1 protein-coding gene is annotated in these 410 nt (G+C 48.0%); it reads right to left on the bottom strand.

What is annotated here, in order from left to right; all coding sequences use genetic code 11:
- Positions 1 to 410, bottom strand: a 410-nt coding sequence (locus KP705_RS21830) for a hypothetical protein (RefSeq protein ID WP_215765347.1), incomplete at both ends; no start/stop codon positions are given.

Genomic DNA, 410 nt, shown 5'->3' with positions numbered 1-410 from the left:
TATGCCTAAACTGTTCATCCATCTGCTTAGCTAATCCAGACAGCAAACCCACCTTGAAAAAGGTGCCATCCTGCTTCTTACGCCTAGACGGAATCCCCAGACCTTCAAGCCTGTCAGCAATGCGATCAGATTGAAGCCTTATGGCCTCATCCCTGCCAATGCGTTCAAGATGTTTAAACACATCAACCTTGTTCCCACTGTTGCGACGAAGAAGCTCATAAAAACCTATCCGAGAAGATGACTCACACCCATTCTCAGACGGTCCTGCATCAAAAATCTCTCCGCGTGATTCCTTCGCTTCCTTAACCTCTGGAACGTATTCTAAACCACCAGCAGGAAGCCTGAAGCGTCGCCTGTCTTCCTGTTCCGAACGACACGCAAAACGCAGATTCTCATCAGCAGAATAATCC

The sequence above is a fragment of the Gluconobacter sp. P1D12_c genome, from assembly GCF_018812105.1.
Classification (GTDB): Bacteria; Pseudomonadota; Alphaproteobacteria; order Acetobacterales; family Acetobacteraceae; genus Gluconobacter; species Gluconobacter oxydans_A.
Note: the sequence above shows the minus strand (reverse complement) of the source record. Positions and strands in the feature narration are given on the sequence as shown.